Raw genomic sequence first — 19,453 nt, forward strand, 5'->3', positions numbered from 1 at the left:
TCTCTTTTTAAGTTAATTTTTACTTGATCTATCTTTTCCAAACAGATGTAGCTGTTTTCGAGTATCTTTCACTACCATAAACATTATGAATACCTGTAACTTCTGTTTTACGAGCACCATTTATTATATTACCAACAGATGCCGTATTTTCTCTTGGTCCACTTGTTGAAACAGATGAACTTTTTTTGTAAGCTTTACTATTAATATCCCATTGAGTATATTCACATACTGTAGAAATCATCTCCCCTGCATAAGTAGACCATGTCGTTGCTGTTCCATATGTTTGTTGTGGATTTCGTCTTGAACCTGCTGCAAAAGCATTTGTTGTTATCATTCCTAAAATTAATCCAACAGTACTTATAGATATTATTGATTTTTTTACTTTATTGTTCATATTTTTCTCCCCTATTAACATAATTTAATCACGATTATGTATTAATCATTACATTTATGCCTTTTTTTGTAAATATATATATATGTTTTTTATGATTATTCACAAAATTTTTCTTTATTGTGTTTTTTGTGATTTAATACAAAAATTCTTGCATTTTATTTTTTTATTATTTCTTCTAAAATATTTCTTTAATTCATTACAAGTTGGCTTAACCCACTTTTTAACGCTTGCTATTAAACGCTAATACTTTTACATATATACCCAAATAAAAAATATATACCCATGTCCACTTTCTATCATCAATTTTACAGTTTCGAACCTTTAAATCCGTTGCTATCACTAGCTTATTGACTTCACCTTTTTATATTTTTTCATGAATAAAAAAAGTGGCTTTCGCCACCTAAAATAATAAATAGGTAAAAGTTAAAATGTACACAAAAAATAGTGTGATTTTTTACAATTATATCTATTAAACACTATTTATATTTCTAACCTTTACCTATTATTGTTGCCTATTTTTATTACCTATTATCCATTGCCTTTTCCATATTATAAGGTTCTGCATGAATATTAATTTCTTTTATATAACATAAATTATCTATTATACTTTTCTCTAAGTTATCTGCAATTTCATGTGCCTCTTCTAAGCTCTTTGATTTATCAATAAAAATACTCATATCTACATATGCAACTGATCCATATTTTCTTGACTTCAAATCCTTTATACCATATATTCCTTCATTAGTTCTTACCATATTTTTAATTTTAATAATGTCCTTTTTATTAATTGCACTATCCATTAATTCAGCACATGAAATCTTTAAAATATTTATACCAACCTTAACAACAACTATAGCTACTATAATAGATGCAATTGGGTCTAATACCTTAAACCCTAGCATTGCCCCTCCTATCCCAATAAACGCAGCTATAGATGATAATGCGTCCGATCTATGATGCCATGCATCAGCCTTTAACGAAGAAGAGTTAATCTTGTTTGCTACTCTTATAGTAATTTGATATTGATACTCCTTAACACCTATTGAAATTAAAGCTATTATAAGTGGCAAAACACTAGGCACTTCAATGGTATTAATATTAAGCAACTCAATAGCTCCATTATATCCTATTTCTAAGGCCACAATTATAAGTACCGTTGCTAAAATAAACGATACTAAACTTTCTGCTTTCTCATGCCCATATTGATGTTCTTCATCCCTTGGTTTTCTAGAAATTTTGTTACCTATAAGAATACCAATTGAAGTTATAATATCAGAAGCTGAATGTAGTCCATCTGCAATAATTGCAGATGAATTTCCAATAAATCCAGCTACTATCTTCATTATTGTTAATCCTATATTAAGTAAAATCGATAATATTGTTACTTTATTCGATTCATCATACCTATTTTTCATTGTTATCACTCCATTATCATTTGATAGAATCATTATATGTTTCACCTTTATAAGTGTACACATTTTTCTCTTTGTTAATCATTATCAATTGATAATAAAATTGGTTTATTGATATTAAAAATTACAAGGAGTAATTAATTACTCCTTGCTCATTTAATATACAAACTCTAAGTTTTCCTTTATATTAAAGAAATCCGAATAATCTATATCAAATAATGGCTTTTTAACCTTTGATACATTAATATTTTCCTTAATCAATTGAGTTAAAACTCCTGCATATGATAAATCACCTTGAATTATCGCTCCATAAATACATCCATCTTTGTAAATTATCTTTTTATAATCATCTCCATTTTTATCTATAACCTCTTCATAACTATCATCTGGCTTATTTACAACCCCAAGAGACATAGTTGGAAGTCCTAAAAAACTCATAGTATTTTTACTTCCAAAGAAATCATTCATAAATGCAACTTTTCCACTCATATTACTTGCAGCTATAATTCCTTCCTTAACAGCTGTTGGCCAAATAGGATTTCTTCCACTTATATCGCCAGCTGCATATACATCTTTTGCATCAGTTTCACCCTTTTCATTTATTATTACTCCAAACTTATCACAGGTTACTGAAGTTCCCTCTAAAAATTTAATATTTGATCTAACACCAGTACAAGCTATTACAAGTTCACATGGTATCTCTTCGCCTGTATTAAGCCTTAATGCTACTGGATTTTTATTATCATCTATTATTAATTTTTCAGCTTTTACACCAAATTTTAAATTTACTCCCCTATCTTCAAGAAGCTTTTCATATCTATTTGCAGCATATTTATCTAATTGAAGTGGAAGTATTCTATCTCCCATTTCAACAAGTGATACATTTATATCATAATCAATTATTCCAGCTAAAGCATCTATACCAACTAATCCTCCACCTAAAACAACAACATTCTTAACTTTATTTGCAACTTCTTTTATTTTAAGAGCATCTTCTAAATCTCTAAGTCCTACAACATTATTAGCTTCCCTTAAATTTTCTATTGGTGGTATAAATGAATATGCCCCTGTTGCTAACAATATTTTTTCATACTTAATTTCTTGCCCATCATCTAAAGTGACACTATGCTCTTCAGGATTTATTTTAGTTACTTCCTTTCCTTTAATCCATTTTATATTGTATTTATCAAAAAATTCCCTTGGAGTAAAATCTAAATCTTCTACAGTTCTTCTTCCATCTAAATAATGATGTAAAATACATCTAGAATAAACGTGTTCATCTTTTGAAATTAAAATAATTTCTGCATCTTTATTATATTCTCTTAAGGTTCTAGCACCATTAATTCCTGCTGCTGAAGCTCCTACCACTACATATGCCATTAATCCTCTTCTACCTCCTCTAATGTTAAAGCTTCCATCGGACATCTTGCTACACATTGTGGATAATTTTCCTCTGTTGACCTACACATATCACATTTCATTACTTCCTTATCTGTTGCACTATCCATCTTTAATACACCATAAGGACATGCCATTATACACATAAAGCAACTAGCACATCTTGATTTATCATATAAAACTAATCCTGTTTCATCATCTCTTCTCATTGCACCAGTCATACAAGTGTAAACACACTCTGGCTTAGAACAATGTCTACAATATATCGGAGCATATCTTCCCTCACTATTAATAGTAATTCTTCCCCTTGTATCACCACCATGAGCAACTTTACAAGCAGTGGTACATGTTAAACATCCTATACATTTTTTTCTATCTATTTTTATTCTCTTCACATCTCTCACCTAGCCAATCTTTTCTATTTTTACAGGTACATATTTAAAGTTAGGTTCTTTTGAATATGTATCAAATATTGAAGGCAAAAGTGAATTGGCTTCTATATAGTGCATAGGTGCATAAATTTGATTTTTCTTAACAGTTCTTGATAGCTTAACAAGGAAATCGTTACTTACGCCATTTGGAGAAGATATCCTAACTATATCATTTTCCTTAATATTTAATTCTTCTGCTAATTCATTATTAATATTTACATAACCTCTATGAGGAACAATTGCACTTACATCATTTATTTCACGTGTTCTTGTTTGTGTATGCCATTGTCCTACTGTTCCTCTTCCAGTATTAAATAAATAAGGATATTCTTCGCTTGCTTCTATTGGTACTTGCGCTACATCTTCATACATAAACTTTGCCTTTTTACTAGGTGTAAAATATTTATTATCTTCAAATAATCTTCTTTCATCTTCTTTAATTTCTTCACCTTTTCTACAAGGCCATTGTACTCCTCTAGAATCCTTTAAAGAATCATAATCTACACCAGTAATATCACATGGCATTCCTTTTGAACATTCTTTCATTAACTCAAAAGCATCTCTAGGAGTTTTCCATTTATCTAGAAGTTTACCCATTCCTAAAGCCTTGCCTACTCCAAGCATAATATCATAATCTGTTAATTCATTATCCTTCTTTTTAAGTACTGGGTTTAATTTTGATAATCTTCTTTCTGTATTTATTATTACCCCTTCTTTTTTTAATCCATTTGCTGAAGGTAATAATAAGTCACAGTAATGAGCTGTTTCAGTATCAGCATAAATATCTTCTACTACCAAAAAGTCTATCTTTTCAGCAGCCTTTTTAAACTCTAAATTATTAATCCATGAACTTAATGGATTAGTTGCAACAACCCATAAAGCCTTTATTTCACCTGAATTTATTTTATCTATAATTACGTTATAAGGTAAGGTTGGTTTTGTAGGTAACATTTCTTCATCCATAGCTAACACTTCTGCTATACGCTTTCTTCTTACTGGATCGCTATACTCTCCACCACCATAAAATCCTGTTGTATTACTAAATAATCTTGATCCCATTGCATTACATTGTCCTGTAATTGAATTAGCACCTGTTCCTACCCTACCTATATTCCCTGTCATTAATGCAATATTTATTATTGCCTGAGCATTTCTTACTGCTTGATATCCTTGATTTATTCCCATAGTCCACCAAAGTGATACTCTTTCACCTTCATGAATTATTTTTGCAAGCTCTAACATCCTCTCACTAGATATTCCTGTTTTGTCTTCTACCTTATCTAAAGTAAAATCTTTTACCTGTTCTTTAAAGCCTTCAAAATCCTCAGTATACTTTTCTATGTACTCTTTATCAATCCAGTCTTTTTCTATTAATATATTTGCTAAAGTGTATAAGAATGTTAAATCACTCTTAGCCTTTATATCATACCAAATATCACAATTTGTTACTGTTTCTGATCTTCTTGGATCAACTGCAATAAGTTTAGCATTACGTTTATTCTTTCTTACTCTACTCCAAAGAATTGGGTGACACACTACTGGATTGGACCCTATTAATATAATTACATCTGATTCTTCTAAATCTTTTAATGTATATGGTGGTGCATCAAAACCAAAACTTTGTTTGTATGCTACTACTGATGTTGCCATACAAAGTCTAGTATTACCATCTCCATTTCCACCTAAAAAGTTTCTTCCTATATGGCCAATTAGGGCCATTTCTTCTGTTGCTAATTGTCCTGTACTTATAAATGCAAAGCTTTCTTTTCCATATTTACTTTGAATATCTAAAACTCTATCTGCAAAAAGTTTAAATGCTTCATCCCATGAAATTTGTTTCATAAGTCCATCTTCACCTCTCATAAGAGGTAATACAGGATTGTGAACTTTTGTATTTTGCTTATCTAAGTTTAACCCCTTTGTACAGCAAAAACCTTCATTTACCGGATAATCTTGTGTAGGGACAACTTTTTTTATTTCATCATCTTCTACATGAAAATCTAGGTTACACGCTATAGAGCAATAGTTACAAGTTGATCTTATTACTTCCATTTAAAACACTCCTTACTTAAATATAAATAATAAAATATTTACATATCGTTAAGTCTTTAATTAATTAAATAACAATTAATAATTTAATTTTTAATTCTATTTTATTTCCTCATATAATGTACTCCTGCCCAATTTACATTTTCACTAACTTCGGCTATTTCTGGTAAGTTAACTCCATCTAAAGCCCATTTCTTATATTCCTTATATCCAACTCTATCAACTATATATCCAATATGTTCTTTTCCATAAGGTGCATCTGGACTTATATATTCCCTAACAAATTTATAAGTATTATCTATAACTTTTAAAACAGTATCTTCATCAGCCCATTTTATAAAATCTTCTGCAATTCTTGGATTCGTTTTCCCAGTTCTACCCATAATAACAATTCTATAATACTTCTTAGGACTTCTGGTCCATGCGTTATTAGGACATGCTAAAACACATTCTCCACAACCAATACACTTACTTGGATCTCTTACAACTTTATAATTCTTTGCACTTAATGCTGTAGTGGATACTTGTTTACACTTCTTTACACATGCCCCACAAGATATACATCTATATGAATCATAAACTGGCAAGCACATTCCTATTATTCCGATATCATGCATTCTAGCTTTTATACAATCATTAGGACATCCTGTTGCTGCAATTTTTACATGTAAGTCATCGGGATAAACCATATCTTCAATTTTTCTTGCTAATTCTGTTGTATTATACTGAGCCTTAGGACAAATATTATTTCCAATACAAGAAGTTATATTTCTTGTACCTGCAGAAGGATATCCTGATCCCTTATGCTTTTGATTAGTACCCATATTGTCAATAATAGGTTGAAGTGCTTCATTTACTTCATCCATACGCTCCATTGGAATTCCTAATACTTCAAACCCCTGTCTTGTTGTAACATGAACCCTTCCATCTCCATATTTATCAGCTAAATCAGCAACTAATTTTAATGTATCTGTACGAATTGATCCTCCTGGAATTCTAATTCTTACTGCTGTCATATATTTGTTTTTAGTTATTCTAAATGCATTTTTCATGGTCTTTCTTGTATTTAAATCATGTATAAGTGCCATAGCCTATCCCTCCTAATCATATAATGTCTTTCCAAAAGCATAATTAAATACTGGTCCATCTGTACATATATAAGTAGTATCCATTCTACAATGGCCACATTTTCCTAATCCACAACACATTTTTCTTTCATATGAAACCCAAATATTATAATCCTCTATACCTATCTTTTGGAATTCTGCTATTGTAAATTTCATCATCATTGGAGGTCCCACAATTACTGCTGAAACACTTTCTTTATCCTTAATTTTAAGCTCTGGTATATATTTAGTTACAAGCCCTACATCGCCATCATAATTCTCTTCAGCTTTATCAACTGTTAATATAACATTAAATTTTGATTTCCATTTTTGTATATCTTCTTTAAATAAAACATCTTCAGGGGATCTAAATCCACAAACTAATGTTACACTTTTACATTCATCTATATTTTCATAAAAATATTCCAAAATTCCTCTAACTGGAGCTAATCCACTTCCCCCTGAAACTATTATTATTTCTCTATCTTTATAATTTTTAATTTCAAAACCATTCCCATATGGTCCTCTTAATTGTATACTGTCACCTATATTTAACTTAAATATCTCTTCTGTAACCTTACCAACTTCTCTAATTGTAAAATCTAAATATTCATTGCTAAATCCTGATACTGATATTGGTGATTCTCCATATCTAGGCATTGAAATTTCAAAAAATTGTCCTGGATTTATTTCATCACATTTTCTATTTACTCTAAAAGTCCATTCTTTTGGAGTATGCTTTATAATATCTAAAATTTTCACTTTATAAGGAATATACTCATTTACCATCTTCTAATCCTCCCTTTGCTTACTTTTAACAAATTGAGTTACTTTATTCATAGCAGTTGATATTGATATATATTGAGGACATACATCATCACATCTTCCACATCCTATGCACATTTGTGGTCCAAATCTTTCACCATAATCGTACATTTTATGCATCGTTCTATATCTCATTCTATCTCCATTTCTTACTCTAACATCATGTCCTCCAGCCATTAAAGAAAATCCTGGTATTTGACATGATGCTCCAACCCTCCTTCTTTCACCACATCTTGCATTATCCTGACTCACTACATCTTGCATCGTATAGCAGGAACATGTTGGACAAGAAAGATTACACCTTCCACATGCTATACATCTATAGTCATATTCTCTCCAAAGCTCTGCTTCCGCCACCTCTAAAGGATTTAATTCTTCTGGCAATGTTACTTTTACTTCATTAGAGGATACAAATTCAATATTAAAGTCTGCTTCTGTTCCTACAAAAATATCTTTAAACTCATCATCTTTAACATCTATATAAACATCACCCTTATCAACCTTAATTGCTAGTGAATAATCATCGGTCTTATTAGTACCAAAACTTACACAAAAGCAATTTCTAAAGCTTTCTGCACATCCAATTAATACTATCTTAACTTTATCCCTAAGCCTCTTATAATAATAATCAGGTTCTTTACCATTATTTAAATAAACATTGTCTATACGATGTAATCCATGAATATCACAAGAACGCATAAAAACTAACATTTTTCGTTCATCTATAGATGGAATTTTATATTCATCTTCATTGTAATAAAATAATGTTTCTGTAACTGGCATAACTACTTCTTTAGCAGTAAAATGTGATTTACGATCAAATTCAATTTCATTAATACTTTTGATTTCTTCATATCTAATTACATCTGTATCTGAATATTGACCTGCATAGGGTATAGATACTGGAGCAATAACTTTATACTTATCTTTAATGTTGTTTATTATATTGTCAAACTCTTCAACAGTAATTTTAATTTTCATTAGTTCCACCTCACTTTTGTCATAAGTTTATCTTTTGTAAAATTATTCTTATATATTCATGATTTTAACTACACATTTAAGTTTAAAATTTTCTAAGGCTTAATAAATACACAAAAAAAGAGAGATGTTTTTTTACATCTCTCTACTAAATAAATAAACCTTCTACTATTGGGCTAAAGTTATAAATTGCCATTATCACATCACTCAAAAAATTAGCTACATACCTTGTAACTGGACCAATTGCTATAAAAACCTTAACTAATCAAGATAGATAAACCAATATTATCTCATCTTCATTAATTAAGGTTTCGCCTGCTATTCAGTAACCATCGCAACACTGTCCAGTAAACGTTTATATATCATTTATCTTTTATTTTGTCAATTTAATCCCAATACATCTTTTCTCCAAGCAAAAGTTCTTATTACTCTTTTTCATTTATTAATAGCTTATTTAAAAATTCACGTATTTCACCTTCATTTAAATATACATCACCAATCATTCCATGAATTCTATAATATTCAATATAATCATGAAAATCCGACCCTGCAGTATAAATCATATTTCTTTCTTTAGCTATATTAATTAAATTTTTAGTTTCCTCTTCAGTATTTTTATAATACTTTGCTTCTATTCCATCAAAATTAATATTAATTATATTTTCAAAATCCTTTTTACATAAAAGTACAGGATGCGCTAAAACAACTGTAGCTCCAAAAAATCTTAATATATCCACTCCTGTTTTAACACATATCTTATTCTTATACCCGCAAAAATCTATATCATTATAAAATATCTTCCTTATATCTTTTACATTGCCTTGTTTAACCTTTAAAAGAATAGTTTTAAGTAATTCGTTATTATAGCTATCATCCTTAAAATAACCTAATACATGAACTCTGCACTTCTCATATCTAGTAGATAATTCTACTCCTGGTATTACTCTTATTCCTTGCCTTTTTCCTTCTTCTATAGCCTCATCAATTCCCTCTGTATTGTTATGATCTGTTATTGCTAGGATATCAACCTGTTTTATTTTAGCTAGCCTAATTATCTCAGTAGGTGTAAGGCCTCCATCAGAGTAAGTTGAATGAATATGAAAATCACCTTTTGTATACATACTTTTTCCCTAATAATTATTTACCTTTTATTATATGTTATTTTATATTTTATGCACCTTAAAATACAAAAAAAGACAATCCCTTTGGATTGCCTTATGTAAACAAATTATATTGATAATTATTTGTTTAATTGAGCTTTTGCAGTTTCTACTAAGTTTGCAAATGCTTTTGGATCGTTGATAGCTATTTCAGATAACATCTTTCTGTTCATGTCGATTCCAGCTAATTTAATTCCGTTCATGAATCTTGAATATGAAAGACCATTCATTCTTGTAGCAGCATTAATTCTTGCTATCCATAATCTTCTGAAATCTCTCTTCTTTAATCTTCTTCCAACGTATGCGTTTCTTAAAGCTCTTATTACAGATTCGTTAGCAGTCTTGAATAATCTGCTCTTTCCACCGTAGTAACCTTTTGCAAGCTTTAATACTTTTTTATGATTTTTACGAGAATTTACCGCTCTCTTAACTCTTGCCATTTTGTATTCCTCCTAAGTCCTCTATATTATAGGTATGGTAATAATTTCTTCATTGCTTTTTCTTGAGTAGTTGAAACATAAGCAGCTTTTCTTAAGTTTCTCTTTCTCTTAGCGCTCTTCTTTGTTAAGATATGGCTCTTGAAAGCTTTTGCTCTTTTTATCTTTCCAGTACCAGTCTTCTTAAATCTTTTAGCTGCACCTCTGTGCGTTTTCATTTTTGGCATGATTATATTCTCCTCTCTGGTTATGCTTTTTTAGGGGCTAATACCATTGTCATGTTTCTTCCTTCTTGTTTTGCTGCTTTTTCAACAACACAAACATCTTCAAGCTTTGAAACAAAGTTTTCTAAGATTTTTAACCCTAGGTGACCTAATGTTGCTTCTCTACCTTTGAATCTAACAGTGACTTTAACTTTATCCCCGTCTAATAAGAACTTTCTAGCATTTTTAGCCTTGATAGCTATGTCATTTTCTTCAATAGTTAAACTACATCTGATTTCTTTAATGACAGTTACCTTTTGCTTTTTCTTAGCTTCTTTTTCCTTTTTAGATTGCTCGTAAATGTATTTGCCTAAGTCCATTATCTTACATACTGGTGGCACTGCTGTTGGAGATATCATTACTAAGTCTAAATCCTTCTCCTCAGCCATTTGTAAAGCTTCTTTTGTGGAAATTACTCCTAATTGATTACCTTCTGAATCAATTACTCTAATTTCCTTTTCTCTAATACTTTCATTACAAGTAAAGTTTTTACTGATAACATTCACCTCCGATAAAATCTATCAAGAAAAATATATAAATAAAAGGGCGACATATAATGCCGCCCTCGTATTATTTAGAAAATCTAGACATACTTCTAGATGAAAATCCAATAAACTCATTACCTTACTAAGCTGTGCCGTAAGGCGAGAAACGGCTGTTTCTTCTTGACGAAATTTATTATAACATTGGAATAACTCATTGTCAAACTTTTTGTTAATGGTTATTCTAGAAAAATTTAGATTTTATTCACATATGCTAATTTCTCTTTTCATATTTCCCTTTATCATGTAGCACTTATCAAGTATCTTAAAACCAGCTGAAGTTATTATATTATCCATATCTTCAAAAGTAATTATAACTAGTCTACGAGCTATCCTTCTTGAGGTATTAATTATATCCACCTGTTCTTGTACAGTAATAGGTGAGTATAATCCATAAGGAATATCAACTATGGCAACATCATATTTTTCTTTTATATTATGCATATCTCCACTAGTTATTATCTCTCTATTATACCCCAAATACTCTATATTATTCCTTGCATTGCAAGCAATAGATTTACTAATTTCATATCCCTTTATATTAAATCCTAAATCTAAAGCTTCTATAACAACAGTTCCAACACCACAACATGGATCGATTATATTTAAACTTCTATCATCACAAGTAGCAATATTAACTAATGCCCTAGCCATTCTTAATGGGATAGCATTTGAATATGAATGTGGTTTATCATTATGCCTTTGCCATTTAAAATCATTTTTTATAAGCTCGCCAAATATCCATTTGTTTTTAAACTTTGTCACTGCAAGTTCTACTTTAGGATTATGAATATCAGGAAATCCTGTTACTACAAATCCTATTCCTCTAACTGCATTAAGGCGTTCTTCATAACTAACATCCCCGTCTTCGCTTTTCATATAATTTACTTTAAAATCATCATATTTAACTTTTTCAATTTTAACTTTATTGATAATTTCTTCTACTGATTCCCCTACATATCTAATATTAATTTTAAATTTTATAAATGGACTTCTCGATGGATTAAAGTCTTTATTTGAAAATAAAATTTTATCTTTAGGAACCTTTCCAAAGATACTTCTCATTTCCATATCACATAAATCTTTTTCCATATCAGAGCAATTTATAAAGTAAAAATATTCATCTGGGGTGTTTTCACACTCACTTTTTACTATTTCATTATACATTTAAACACCCCTCTTTTTTAATTAAGAGTTTTGAGCTATTAGTTCTTAGGTAAGGAATAAATTCAGCTTAGGCTGAATTTATAGCATGTTTTAGAAACTCCTAAGAAGTTTCCTCCTTAACTATTAACTCTCAACTATTAACTCTTGACCGCCCTAATTTTTTTTGCAATACTCTTCAATAGATTCTGCAACTATTTTTGCATAAGCAGCTGCATGAACTACAGTGTTAGCTCCTGTTACAACATCACCTGATGCAAATACACCTTCTCTTGTTGTATGCCCTTTGTCATCAGTAAGTACCAATCCCCACTTATTAGTTTCAATACCTGTAGTATTAGCCACTATGTTTTTTCTTGGTGATTGACTTACTGCAATTATTACAGAATCACACTCAAACATTCCTTCAGTTCCATCTATAGTAACTGTTACAACTTTTCCATCTTCTTTGACTTCATTTTTTGTTTCTATGTATTTAACACCGTCTTCAGTTAATTCAATTGGTGCTTTAAATAACTCAAACTTAATATCATCATCTTTAGCTTCTTGTAACTCAACTTTAGTACAAGGCATGTTTTCAAAGCCTTTTCTATAAAGGATATATACCTCTTCTGCTCCACTTCTTTTAGCAACTCTTGCTGCATCCATAGCAACATTTCCTGCTCCAATTACTGCAACCTTTTTGCCTAAATTATAAACATCCGGTGATTTTAAATAATCTATTGCATAATGAACATTTCCTAAAGATTCTCCTTTAATGTCTAAAGTCTTAGGATTCCATACTCCAGTTCCAATGAATACAGCCTTATATCCATCAAAGAATAATTTATCTAAGGTAATTACAGGACCTATTAAAGTATTAGGTCTAATTTTTACTCCTAATTCTAGAAGAATTTCTTCATACCTATCCATAACTGAATTAGGTAATCTATATTCTGGAATACCATATCTTAATACTCCACCAATTTTTTCATGAGCATCAAATAAAGTAACCTTAAATCCTTTTTTAGCTAAAATAATAGCTAGTGTAATCCCAGCTGGACCTGCACCTATAATTGCTATTCTTTCATTTCTCTCTGCCATCTTTTCTAATTTTATCTTTTTTAAATATTCATTAGATATTAGTTCTTCGATTTCACAGAAACTTACTGGCTCACTCTTTATTCCTCTAATACAATTCCCCTTACATTGATCCTCATGAGGACAAACTACCGCACATACTGCTGATAATGGGTTGTTTTCAAATAATATCTCTCCAGCCTCATCTAGTTTTCCTTCCTTAAATAGCTTAACTACCTCAGGTATCTCAGTATTAATAGGGCAGTTTGCCTTACATCTTGCATTTTTACATAATAAACATCTATCTGCTTCTAATAATAATTCTTTCATCATTTGCTTTTATCCTTTACTTTATATAATATTATAATTATTTAAGTATATCTAAAACATAAGTTTTAAATTCTTCAAAGCTTCCTTTTTCACTACTAGTACCCTTATTAATTTTCTTAGTTGCAAAGTTATACTCAACAGTTCCATAACTAAACTTAGGACTTGATATCATAATTTTATCTTCGTGCGCACTAAAAATCCCTTTGTTAATCATTGCTATTTTACATAATTCTAAGAAGCTTTCTTCACTTTCTAATTCTCCAGAATTAATTTTATCAATTACAAAATTAAATAATGAAAAACCACCACCTAAAGATATCATACTGCTATTTTCAATATAAAAAACTTTATCGGTATTATAAAAATATTTCATTTTTCCATAAGCTATAGTTTTAAACTGTGAATTTACTTCTATATCAGATATATTAAAAGCTTTAATAACCGCTTCAATATCTATCCAAGAATTGCTTTGTTCAATAGCATTATTTTTTACTACTGCATTAAACTTAAGTAATGCACCTTCCATTTCTTTATCTGTATAAATAATATTTTCGTTTAAAGCTACATTAAATTCTCCATTTTCATATGTTAATGTTATTTTATTTCCCATAATAAACTCCTTTTCTTTTCATCTATATAACAAACTAAATTCTTAGCTTAAAATGAAGTTTAACTTTATCCTAAGATTAGAATTTGTTATCTTGGAGCGTATCTGTTGTTATGCACCCTAAAAATGTAGAAGATTACAACAGTTAGCTATTAGATAAAAATTATTATATCATATTTATTATTATAAAAATAAACTTTATTTACTATTATAAAAATAGTGTGCTAAAAAATTATCCAATAATTCTTATAGCACACAGTGATATATTTATTTAACTAATTTAGCTGTATCTCTTGCAATCATTAATTCTTCATTAGTTGGTACTACATATACCTTAACTTTAGAATCTTCGTTAGATATTTCTTGGATATGACCTCTTAGTTCATTTTTCTCATCATTAATTGTAAATCCAAAGAATTCTAATCCTCTTAATATCTCTCTTCTAGTAATAGCTGAATTTTCACCTATACCAGCTGTAAATACTATTACATCTACTCCTCCCATAGCACCAGCATATGCAGCTATTTGAGTTCTAACTTTATAGTAGAATATTTCTAAAGCAAGTTTTGCTCTTTCATTTCCTGCCTCACCAGCAGCTAAAACGTCTCTAAAGTCTGAAGATACTCCCGAAATACCTAAAACTCCTGATTTTTTATTTAATAATTCATCAACCTCTTCAATAGTATATCCATGTTGTTCAATTAAGAAACTAATAACAGAAGGATCGATACTTCCTGATCTTGTTCCCATCATTACCCCAGCAAGTGGTGTAAATCCCATAGATGTATCAATAGATTTTCCATTTTTAACAGCTGCTAAAGAACATCCATTTCCTAAGTGACAAGTAATTATTTTTAAGTCCTTAATATCTTTACCCATAGCTTCTGCAACTTTATTAGAAACATATTTATGTGATGTCCCATGGAATCCATATTTTCTTACACCATATTTTTCGTATAATTCATATGGTAAAGGACAAATATATGAATGCTTTGGCATTGTTTGATGGAATGCTGTATCAAACACTGCTACCATTGGTGTATTTGGCATTAATTCTTTACAAGCTTCTATACCAATTACATTTGGTGGATTATGTAAAGGTGCTAATACTATACAATCCTTTATTGATTTTAATACTTCATCGTTAATTAGTACCGAATCGGAATATTTTTCCCCTCCATGTACAACCCTATGACCTACTGCTGATATTTCATCCATAGATTTAATAACCCCATGAGTAGGATCAACCAATGCTTCTAGCACTAGTCTTATTGCTTCTTTATGATCTTTAATATCTGAGTTTATTATATATTTATCTTTTCCTTCAACCTTTTGAGTTAATATAGATCCTTCAATTCCTATTCTCTCTACTAATCCTTGAACCATGCACTCTTCTGTTGCCATATCTATTAATTGATATTTTAATGAAGAACTACCACAATTAATTACTAATGTTTTCATTATTCCCACGCTCCTTTTATATTTCTGCTATATATAATTATAATAACACTAAAATTCTTAAATAACCTAAAAGTTTAATTATTCTTTTTTGTCTGAAAACTCTTTATATTACAATAAAAAAAGGCATATACTTTAATCTTAAATATATCCCTCATTTATATCTTTATTCACTTTGTAAAATTATATTCCAACTAATTTTATCTATTGATTTCATTACAATAAATCTCTAAAGCCTTAATATTCATTAACATATCTTTGTACTGTGGATAATCACTAATAATTCTATTAATACATCTTATACAAAACTCTTTTCTTTTATTAAAATCATTTTTCATTTCCTGTTTATATCCCCATGTATGTGTAAAAAGTTTTTGATTCTCACTAAATAAACTTTCTAAAGTCATTAATTCATTAATTTTTATATTTTTTCTTTCCGCACACATAGATATTAACCTTTGTTCTGCAAAGACCATATTAACTATTCTATCATCACTATTAATTAAATTTTTCATAAATTTGATTGATTCTGTTGTGTAATATTCTTTAAATTTATTATCATCAATATAAGCAAATGCCGTATTGCTTGGCAATACAGTCCAATTCCATTTTTCATCAAATAAATAACCATTTTTCATACTAAAATATTCTTTATTCGGATAAACCCATGGATTAATCTCTTCCTTATGAATTACACTTATATCTGATTTTAATAGTAAATCTTCAATTGTATCCCATACAATAAAATCAGTATCAAGCATTACACAAGGAGCTTCGTAATTTTTTAATGCATGTATTTTTCCTGCTGCCCAAAATAAATTACTATCAATACTATTATCTATTTTTTCCAATGATGTATCAATTCCTAGGTCCCATATTTTGTCAATACCTAGTTTTCTATAATAACTAGCACCAATTTCATCTGTAATCATCTTTATACTACCATTCTTCGCTCTCCACATTAAAGCTGATATTATAGTAGTTAAAATTTCAAAATCTTCTATATAATATTCCTTATCTGGATTTAATTTAAAGAAAGGCGTAGTCCAATTAGAATGAAATGCATTTATCATTATCTCTCCACCTTTAAAAATATTTATATAATATTTAATCCATATCCGCCAGCCCCTGAACTACCTATCTTAGAAGAAATATCAATTTTACTTGTAGTTCCAAATATTATCTTATTCGTTAAAGTAATATTATCATTATTATTTAAGATAATATTTTCTTTAACACTATCTTCTTGCTTTAAATCATCAATAATTTTTTTCCCCATATATTCTCCTTATCAAAAAAATATTATAGCACCGCAAACTTCTACAAATTCACAGGTGCTATAATATATTATATCTTTATTCTTCTAATAAGTCACGTATAACTCTTGTTGCATCCATATAAGAAGCAATAGATTTATCATAATTCAACTTATTAATTATTTTTGCTACTAATTCTGACATATCAACTGCTTTATACCATTTTGCATTCTTTAATTCATCAGAAATATATGTTAAATTAGTTGAATAAACTCTTGAAATAATTCCATCTTCATAGAATTTATTAAACTTTTCTAATCCTTCTGTAAAGAAAGCAAATGTAGTAGCTACATACACATTTCTTGCTTTTCTTTCTTTTAACTCCATAGCTATATCAAGAACTGATTCTCCTGATGCTATCATATCATCTACTATTAGCACATCTTTTCCTTCAACATCTCTTCCCATATACTCATGTTGAACAATAGGATTTTTACCATTTACTATTGTTGAATGATCTCTTCTCTTATAGAATAAACCTACATCAACACCTAAAACACTTGAATAATAAATTGCTCTATCCATTGCCCCTGTATCTGGACTTATAACTATAAGCTTGTCTTTGTTTAGTTCTAAAGATTTTTCATTTTTAATAAGTGATTTAACTATATCATATGTTGGATAAAAGTTTTCAAAAGATAAAAGTGGAATGGCATTTTGTACGTTAGGATCATGTACATCAAATGTTAATACTTCGTGTACACCTAATCTTTCTAATTCTTGAAGTGCTAAAGCACAGTCTAAAGATTCTCTTCCTTTACGTCTATGTTGTCTTGATTCATATAAAAGTGGCATTATCACTGTAATCTTTGCAGCTTTACCTCTTATTGCAGAAACTGTTCTTTTTATGTCTTGGAAATGTTCATCTGGACCCTTATGATTAATAAATCCAAACATTTTATATGTACAACTGTAATTACCAATATCACATAAAATATATATATCCTTTCCTCTAACACTTTCTGATATCTTTACTTTTCCTTCTCCGTTAGAAAATCTTATTTCATTGATTGGTATTAGAAATGATTCACTAGTATTTCTCTTTTCTTGAATAAATCTCTCAACAGCTTTTCCAAGTTCTTTGCAACTTTCTAGTGCAATTAATCCTAATTCATGTCTTAATTCTGTCATCAAACTTTCCCCTTTACATTTTTATTTCAAAGATTCAAATTTAATAATATACATAATTTGATATGTCTTCCATCAAATATTTATAAAATTCCAATCATTAATAGTATATACTAATAACGAACATTAATAAACACTTATATTAAATTATTCTCTTTTTTTGGACTTTTTCTTTTATATTTATTATAATTAATTGAATTTAGTATTTCTATACGCAAATATTTTATAATATTTTTAGTTTACTATATTTATAGAAATACTCTATATTTTTTGTTAAAAGGAAGGACATCTTATGGAAGGTTTACAATATGAAAAATTACTTAATATTAAAACTACCGGAGAGCAACAAGGATTTTATGAATCACATCATTATAATAGATACGAAGCTACATCTTATATAGCTTTAGAAAGTTTATTCAAAGAATATCGTATTACTGATAATGATTCCATTGTTGATTTTGGTTGCGGTAAAGGTCGATTATCTTTTTATATAAATTATTATTATAATTCAAAAATAACAGGTATCGAAATGAATAATAATTACTTCGATATTTGTATTAATAATAAAAAAAATTATCTTAAACATCATAATAAATCCAAAGATAAAATTGAATTTATAAATACATTTGCAGAAGAATATCAAATATCTGATATAGATAATAAATTTTATTTCTTCAATCCTTTTTCTGTTCAATTGTTCATGAAAGTAGTTAATAATATTCTTTTATCTGTTGAAAACTCTCCAAGAGATATAGATTTAATCTTATATTATCCTTCTGAAGAATATATATACTACTTAGAAAATTGTACTGGTTTTATATTATCCCAAGAAATTAATATTCCAAATTTAAGTATCATTGATAAAAGGCAAAAGTTCTTAATATATAGATTAATATGTTAAGAAATAATTCAATACCTATTTTAAAATATATTTAATTGATTAAACTATATTTTTTTATAAGAAAAAGGTACTTAGTTTTATTCTTAGTACCTTATAGTATATGCCAACATTTATCCTTGTGATTCTTAACCCTACGATTACCCTTCGCTAAATTTTCCTCGAAAGACATAACATGTCTTTTGCCTCTCCCAGTGGAAGCATAACGTTGCCCTTCAGCATTTAACCATATTTTAATATAACAAAAAAGGCACTTAGTTTTATACTAAGTACCTTACACTACCTGGCAACGTTCTACTCTCCCACACAGTCACCCGTGCAGTACCATCGACGCTGTAGAGCTTAACTTTCCTGTTCGGAATGGGAAGGAGTGTTTCCTCTACGCCATCATCACCAGATTATTGAGATTGTTATCTCAAAATTGCACATGAATTATATTTTTATTGGTCAAGCCCTCGACCTATTAGTATCAGTCAGCTACATACGTTACCGCACTTA

General features: G+C 29.2%; 20 protein-coding genes, 1 rRNA gene and 1 other annotated feature. Of the genes, 1 reads left to right on the forward strand and 20 read right to left on the reverse strand.

Annotated features, from left to right (window positions below; translation table 11 throughout):
• Nucleotides 1–28: 28 nt before the first annotated feature.
• The 19 genes from I4V63_RS03710 to I4V63_RS03800 form a co-directional block, all read right to left on the reverse strand.
• The gene (locus I4V63_RS03710) at nt 29–394 is read right to left on the reverse strand and encodes a hypothetical protein (RefSeq protein WP_195999951.1); all 366 of its coding nucleotides are present in this window, start codon (nt 392–394) and stop codon (nt 29–31) included.
• 521 nt (nt 395–915) lie between these two features.
• Complete coding sequence (locus I4V63_RS03715) at nt 916–1,809, reverse strand: cation diffusion facilitator family transporter (RefSeq protein ID WP_195999952.1); 894 nt, start codon at nt 1,807–1,809, stop codon at nt 916–918.
• A gap of 153 nt (nt 1,810–1,962) precedes the next feature.
• On the reverse strand, nt 1,963–3,186 hold the full coding sequence (locus I4V63_RS03720) for an FAD-dependent oxidoreductase (RefSeq protein WP_195999977.1): 1,224 nt from the start codon (nt 3,184–3,186) through the stop codon (nt 1,963–1,965).
• Nucleotides 3,186–3,599: a 4Fe-4S dicluster domain-containing protein gene (locus tag I4V63_RS03725; protein ID WP_195999953.1), complete on the reverse strand. Its 414-nt coding sequence runs from the start codon at nt 3,597–3,599 to the stop codon at nt 3,186–3,188. Before I4V63_RS03725 ends, I4V63_RS03720 begins: the two co-directional genes overlap by 1 nt.
• A 9-nt stretch (nt 3,600–3,608) precedes the next feature.
• Entirely contained in the window at nt 3,609–5,687 is a 2,079-nt protein-coding gene (locus I4V63_RS03730) for a molybdopterin-dependent oxidoreductase (RefSeq protein ID WP_195999954.1), read from the reverse strand.
• Nucleotides 5,688–5,788: 101 nt separating this feature from the next.
• The gene (gene asrC, locus I4V63_RS03735; RefSeq protein WP_042397991.1) at nt 5,789–6,772 is read right to left on the reverse strand and encodes a sulfite reductase subunit C; all 984 of its coding nucleotides are present in this window, start codon (nt 6,770–6,772) and stop codon (nt 5,789–5,791) included.
• A gap of 12 nt (nt 6,773–6,784) precedes the next feature.
• A complete protein-coding gene (gene asrB / locus I4V63_RS03740) occupies nt 6,785–7,579 on the reverse strand; it encodes an anaerobic sulfite reductase subunit AsrB (RefSeq protein ID WP_195999955.1) in 795 nt (264 codons plus the stop codon).
• A gap of 3 nt (nt 7,580–7,582) precedes the next feature.
• Nucleotides 7,583–8,596: an anaerobic sulfite reductase subunit AsrA gene (gene asrA, locus I4V63_RS03745; RefSeq protein ID WP_195999956.1), complete on the reverse strand. Its 1,014-nt coding sequence runs from the start codon at nt 8,594–8,596 to the stop codon at nt 7,583–7,585.
• Nucleotides 8,597–9,018: 422 nt separating this feature from the next.
• Entirely contained in the window at nt 9,019–9,714 is a 696-nt protein-coding gene (locus tag I4V63_RS03750; RefSeq protein WP_195999957.1) for a PHP domain-containing protein, read from the reverse strand.
• Between the two features lie 119 nt (nt 9,715–9,833).
• Nucleotides 9,834–10,193, reverse strand: a complete 360-nt coding sequence (gene rplT, locus I4V63_RS03755) for a 50S ribosomal protein L20 (protein WP_042397977.1) — start codon at nt 10,191–10,193, stop codon at nt 9,834–9,836.
• 26 nt (nt 10,194–10,219) lie between these two features.
• Nucleotides 10,220–10,417 (reverse strand): 50S ribosomal protein L35, encoded by a 198-nt coding sequence (gene rpmI, locus I4V63_RS03760; RefSeq protein WP_042397974.1) that lies wholly within the window; start codon nt 10,415–10,417, stop codon nt 10,220–10,222.
• 20 nt (nt 10,418–10,437) lie between these two features.
• Complete coding sequence (gene infC / locus I4V63_RS03765) at nt 10,438–10,959, reverse strand: translation initiation factor IF-3 (protein WP_195999958.1); 522 nt, start codon at nt 10,957–10,959, stop codon at nt 10,438–10,440.
• Between the two features lie 26 nt (nt 10,960–10,985).
• Nucleotides 10,986–11,126 (reverse strand) — a sequence feature (ribosomal protein L20 leader region).
• A gap of 70 nt (nt 11,127–11,196) precedes the next feature.
• Complete coding sequence (locus I4V63_RS03770) at nt 11,197–12,162, reverse strand: DNA methyltransferase (RefSeq protein WP_195999959.1); 966 nt, start codon at nt 12,160–12,162, stop codon at nt 11,197–11,199.
• 153 nt (nt 12,163–12,315) lie between these two features.
• Nucleotides 12,316–13,548 (reverse strand): NAD(P)-dependent oxidoreductase, encoded by a 1,233-nt coding sequence (locus tag I4V63_RS03775; RefSeq protein ID WP_195999978.1) that lies wholly within the window; start codon nt 13,546–13,548, stop codon nt 12,316–12,318.
• A gap of 37 nt (nt 13,549–13,585) precedes the next feature.
• On the reverse strand, nt 13,586–14,158 hold the full coding sequence (locus I4V63_RS03780) for a hypothetical protein (protein WP_195999960.1): 573 nt from the start codon (nt 14,156–14,158) through the stop codon (nt 13,586–13,588).
• Between the two features lie 264 nt (nt 14,159–14,422).
• Complete coding sequence (locus I4V63_RS03785) at nt 14,423–15,616, reverse strand: acetate kinase (RefSeq protein WP_195999961.1); 1,194 nt, start codon at nt 15,614–15,616, stop codon at nt 14,423–14,425.
• A 197-nt stretch (nt 15,617–15,813) separates the two neighbouring features.
• Nucleotides 15,814–16,686: a DUF6734 family protein gene (locus tag I4V63_RS03790; RefSeq protein ID WP_195999962.1), complete on the reverse strand. Its 873-nt coding sequence runs from the start codon at nt 16,684–16,686 to the stop codon at nt 15,814–15,816.
• A gap of 23 nt (nt 16,687–16,709) precedes the next feature.
• The gene (locus I4V63_RS03795; protein ID WP_195999963.1) at nt 16,710–16,892 is read right to left on the reverse strand and encodes a hypothetical protein; all 183 of its coding nucleotides are present in this window, start codon (nt 16,890–16,892) and stop codon (nt 16,710–16,712) included.
• Between the two features lie 76 nt (nt 16,893–16,968).
• On the reverse strand, nt 16,969–18,060 hold the full coding sequence (locus tag I4V63_RS03800) for a ribose-phosphate pyrophosphokinase (RefSeq protein ID WP_195999964.1): 1,092 nt from the start codon (nt 18,058–18,060) through the stop codon (nt 16,969–16,971).
• Nucleotides 18,061–18,349: 289 nt separating this feature from the next.
• On the opposite strand from I4V63_RS03800, the gene I4V63_RS03805 reads away from it, so the two are divergent.
• Nucleotides 18,350–18,958: a methyltransferase gene (locus tag I4V63_RS03805; RefSeq protein WP_195999965.1), complete on the forward strand. Its 609-nt coding sequence runs from the start codon at nt 18,350–18,352 to the stop codon at nt 18,956–18,958.
• A 278-nt stretch (nt 18,959–19,236) separates the two neighbouring features.
• Here I4V63_RS03805 and rrf read toward each other — a convergent pair.
• A 5S ribosomal RNA gene (gene rrf / locus I4V63_RS03810) occupies nt 19,237–19,353 on the reverse strand.
• Nucleotides 19,354–19,453: the final 100 nt, after the last annotated feature.

Source organism: Clostridium sp. 1001271B_151109_B4 (assembly GCF_015670405.1).
GTDB lineage: Bacteria > Bacillota > Clostridia > Clostridiales > Clostridiaceae > Clostridium.

What these genes read in the sequence shown, in the direction of transcription:
- I4V63_RS03710 (WP_195999951.1), bottom strand. Translation starts at nt 394, where the DNA reads ATGAACAATAAAGTAAAAAAATCAATAATATCTATAAGTACTGTTGGA.
- I4V63_RS03715 (WP_195999952.1), bottom strand. Translation starts at nt 1,809, where the DNA reads ATGAAAAATAGGTATGATGAATCGAATAAAGTAACAATATTATCGATT.
- I4V63_RS03720 (WP_195999977.1), bottom strand. Translation starts at nt 3,186, where the DNA reads ATGGCATATGTAGTGGTAGGAGCTTCAGCAGCAGGAATTAATGGTGCT.
- I4V63_RS03730 (WP_195999954.1), bottom strand. Translation starts at nt 5,687, where the DNA reads ATGGAAGTAATAAGATCAACTTGTAACTATTGCTCTATAGCGTGTAAC.
- asrC (WP_042397991.1), bottom strand. Translation starts at nt 6,772, where the DNA reads ATGGCACTTATACATGATTTAAATACAAGAAAGACCATGAAAAATGCA.
- asrB (WP_195999955.1), bottom strand. Translation starts at nt 7,579, where the DNA reads ATGGTAAATGAGTATATTCCTTATAAAGTGAAAATTTTAGATATTATA.
- asrA (WP_195999956.1), bottom strand. Translation starts at nt 8,596, where the DNA reads ATGAAAATTAAAATTACTGTTGAAGAGTTTGACAATATAATAAACAAC.
- I4V63_RS03750 (WP_195999957.1), bottom strand. Translation starts at nt 9,714, where the DNA reads ATGTATACAAAAGGTGATTTTCATATTCATTCAACTTACTCTGATGGA.
- rplT (WP_042397977.1), bottom strand. Translation starts at nt 10,193, where the DNA reads ATGGCAAGAGTTAAGAGAGCGGTAAATTCTCGTAAAAATCATAAAAAA.
- rpmI (WP_042397974.1), bottom strand. Translation starts at nt 10,417, where the DNA reads ATGCCAAAAATGAAAACGCACAGAGGTGCAGCTAAAAGATTTAAGAAG.
- I4V63_RS03770 (WP_195999959.1), bottom strand. Translation starts at nt 12,162, where the DNA reads ATGTATAATGAAATAGTAAAAAGTGAGTGTGAAAACACCCCAGATGAA.
- I4V63_RS03775 (WP_195999978.1), bottom strand. Translation starts at nt 13,548, where the DNA reads ATGAAAGAATTATTATTAGAAGCAGATAGATGTTTATTATGTAAAAAT.
- I4V63_RS03780 (WP_195999960.1), bottom strand. Translation starts at nt 14,158, where the DNA reads ATGGGAAATAAAATAACATTAACATATGAAAATGGAGAATTTAATGTA.
- I4V63_RS03785 (WP_195999961.1), bottom strand. Translation starts at nt 15,616, where the DNA reads ATGAAAACATTAGTAATTAATTGTGGTAGTTCTTCATTAAAATATCAA.
- I4V63_RS03790 (WP_195999962.1), bottom strand. Translation starts at nt 16,686, where the DNA reads ATGATAAATGCATTTCATTCTAATTGGACTACGCCTTTCTTTAAATTA.
- I4V63_RS03795 (WP_195999963.1), bottom strand. Translation starts at nt 16,892, where the DNA reads ATGGGGAAAAAAATTATTGATGATTTAAAGCAAGAAGATAGTGTTAAA.
- I4V63_RS03800 (WP_195999964.1), bottom strand. Translation starts at nt 18,060, where the DNA reads ATGACAGAATTAAGACATGAATTAGGATTAATTGCACTAGAAAGTTGC.
- I4V63_RS03805 (WP_195999965.1), top strand. Translation starts at nt 18,350, where the DNA reads ATGGAAGGTTTACAATATGAAAAATTACTTAATATTAAAACTACCGGA.